The sequence below is a fragment of the Sphingomonas sp. genome, assembly GCF_019242355.1.
In the GTDB taxonomy this organism is placed as follows: Bacteria; Pseudomonadota; Alphaproteobacteria; order Sphingomonadales; family Sphingomonadaceae; genus Sphingomicrobium.
The window spans coordinates 1-2,584 of the sequence record NZ_JAFAVR010000203.1 but is presented as its reverse complement, the minus strand read 5'-3'; the positions used below and the strand labels follow the sequence as shown (position 1 = coordinate 2,584).

Here is a 2,584-nt window from a genome sequence, read left to right as displayed (position 1 = left end):
CGCCAACGGCGATCAGCAGCGAGCCCGGTTTCTGCATCCTGGTCTCGATCCAGCGGCTCCAGTTCGCGTTGCGGCGGCGGAGCAAGGCGTCGCGAAGGTCCGACGAAGAGGAGAGCCCGCGATTGAAGGTCCGTGCGATCGCATTGACGTCGCCGCGCCTCCAGGCGCTGAGCATGCCCTGGAATTCGGCCTTGCTGTTGCCCGGCGTTTCGATCGCGCCTTCGAGCAATGCGAGCTGCGCCTTTTCGGGGAGGCTGTCGAAGAAGCCGAGCTGCTCTGCGTTCGTCTCGAGCTCGCCGATCGGCTTGCCCTCGCTCGTGAACTCGCCCTTCAGCACGGGCTCCACGCCCTGACCATTCTGGAGCCCCATGTTGCGGAACTCGGTTCCGATCAGCATGAACGCGACCGCCCAGGTCTTCATCCGGTCGAAAGCGGCGGCGGGCAAGCCGCTTTTCGCGATCGCCGCCTGGAGGGCCGCTCGCTTGGCCGGGGGAACGCGGTCCCCAATCGGCGGCAGGCCCGGCGCCATTGCCATCTTCATCAGCGTCGCCAGCAGCGCCTGCGGGTTCTTCTCGTCGATGATCGTCTCTATGACGAGCTCCTGCGAGCCGCTGACCGCCTCTTCGAGTGCGGGCGTCTGCCATTTATACTTTTCAGGCAGCAGGTGGATCGTTCCGAACAGATAGACCGTCGTGTCGGCGTCCGAGACGCTCCATAGCGCGGGCGCCTGCCGCGCCTCGGCGGCCTGCGGCGCCAGGGCGGCCCCGGTGAGGGTGGCGATCCCGAGGCCCGTCACCAGGCGGCGGGCTATTCTGTTCAACATGCGGTGGCTTCCTCCTGTAGCGACTTGCGCTAGCATGTAGGAAGCCGCGGCTGAACCGCCACTTGCCCGACAGGCAGGCATGAGCCAAAGCCCCGCCCGATGACCAGCGGGCCGCTCAGCTTCCAGGACATGATCCTGACTCTCCACCATTATTGGAGCCGGCACGGCTGCGCGATCCTGCAGCCCTACGACCTCGAGATGGGCGCGGGGACGTTCCACCCGGCGACCGTACTTCGTGCTCTTGGACCGGACCCGTGGAAATGCGCCTATGTCCAGCCATGCCGCCGCCCGACCGACGGCCGCTATGGCGAGAATCCGAACCGGCTGGGCGCCTATTATCAATATCAGGTGATCCTGAAGCCGAGCCCGGCGAACCTTCAGGACCTCTATCTCGGCAGCCTCGCGGAGATCGGCGTCGATCCACTGAAGCACGACATTCGCTTCGTCGAGGACGATTGGGAAAGTCCGACTCTTGGCGCCTGGGGCCTTGGCTGGGAAGTCTGGTGCGACGGGATGGAGGTGACGCAGTTCACCTATTTCCAGCAGGTCGGCGGGTTCGAATGCCGGCCGGTCTCCGGCGAGTTGACCTACGGCCTCGAACGGCTGGCGATGTATATCCAGGGCGTCGACAATGTCTTCGATCTGGCGTTCAACGGGGAGGGCGTCAGTTACGGCGACGTGTTCCGCGAGAACGAGGTCGAAATGTCGACCTACAATTTCGAGGTCGCGAACACCGAGGCTTTGTTTGACAGCTTTCGCAAGGCGGCGGCGGAGTGCGAGCGCTGTCTCGAAGCCAAGCTCCCAATCCCTGCCTATGAGCAGGCGATCAAGGCCAGCCACATCTTCAACACGTTGCAGGCTCGAGGCGTGATCAGCGTTGCCGAGCGCCAGGCTTATATCGGCCGCGTCCGCGATCTCGCGAAGGCCGCGTGCGCGGCATGGCTGGAGCGCAATCCGACCGTGATCGCGGGAGCCGCCTGATGGCCGACTTCCTGCTCGAGATTCTATCGGAGGAAATCCCCGCGCGGATGCAGGCGAGGGCCCGGAACGATCTTGCGCGGCTGTTCGCTCAGCAGGCGAAGGCGGCAGGCCTCGCGACCGGACCGATCGACACGCTGTCGACGCCGAGGCGGCTCATCCTCATCGCCCGCGACGTGGCGGAGGCGACCGAGGCGAGCCGTGAGGAGATCAAGGGCCCGCGCAGCTCGGCGCCGCCGCAGGCGCTAGAAGGCTTCCTGCGGAAGACCGGGCTGACGCGCGACCAACTCTTGGATCGCGACGGCGTGCTGTTCGCGGTGGTTGAGCGGCCAGGGCGCGGGGCGCCGGACGTGCTGGCCGAGGCCATAAAAGCGATCGTGGCCGACTTCCCCTGGCCCAAGTCCATGCGCTGGGGCTCAGGCGCGCTGCGCTGGGTGCGGCCGCTGCAGGGTATCGTCGCACTATTGGGCGAGGAAATCGTGCCGGTCGAGATCGACGGCCTCGCCTCGGGTGCGACCACCGTCGGCCACCGCTTCCATCATCCGGGGCCGATCACGATCGGTGGCGCGCATGATTATGCCGAGAAGTTGCGCGCCTGCCATGTAATCGTCGACCAGGACGAACGCGAGCGGATCGTGCGTGAGGGCGCGGAGACCGCGGCTGCCGGCGCAGGCCTGCAGCTTCTGCCCGACGAGGGGCTGGTGGTCGAGAATGCTGGCCTTACCGAATGGCCGGTGCCGCTGCTCGGCCGGTTCGACCCCGAATACCTCGACGTCCCGCGCG

Annotated in this window: 3 protein-coding genes; 2 read left to right on the top strand and 1 reads right to left on the bottom strand. The window is 66.2% G+C overall.

Features of this window, described 5'->3' with window-relative positions:
- Positions 1-823, bottom strand: an 823-nt coding sequence (locus JOZ79_RS10070) for a TraB/GumN family protein (RefSeq protein ID WP_294073739.1), incomplete at its 3' end; no start/stop codon positions are given.
- Positions 824-922: 99 nt separating this feature from the next.
- On the opposite strand from JOZ79_RS10070, the gene JOZ79_RS10065 reads away from it, so the two are divergent.
- Together JOZ79_RS10065 and JOZ79_RS10060 are read left to right on the top strand one after the other, a co-directional pair.
- Positions 923-1,804 carry a glycine--tRNA ligase subunit alpha gene (locus JOZ79_RS10065; RefSeq protein ID WP_294073737.1) on the top strand — a complete coding sequence of 294 codons (882 nt, stop codon included), beginning with the start codon at positions 923-925 and terminating at the stop codon, positions 1,802-1,804.
- Positions 1,804-2,584, top strand: a 781-nt coding sequence (locus JOZ79_RS10060; RefSeq protein ID WP_294073735.1) for a glycine--tRNA ligase subunit beta, incomplete at its 3' end; no start/stop codon positions are given. The genes JOZ79_RS10065 and JOZ79_RS10060, both read left to right, overlap by 1 nt.

Excerpts from the sequence above, each read along its gene's own strand:
- JOZ79_RS10065 (WP_294073737.1), top strand. The coding sequence starts at position 923 with ATGACCAGCGGGCCGCTCAGCTTCCAGGACATGATCCTGACTCTCCAC.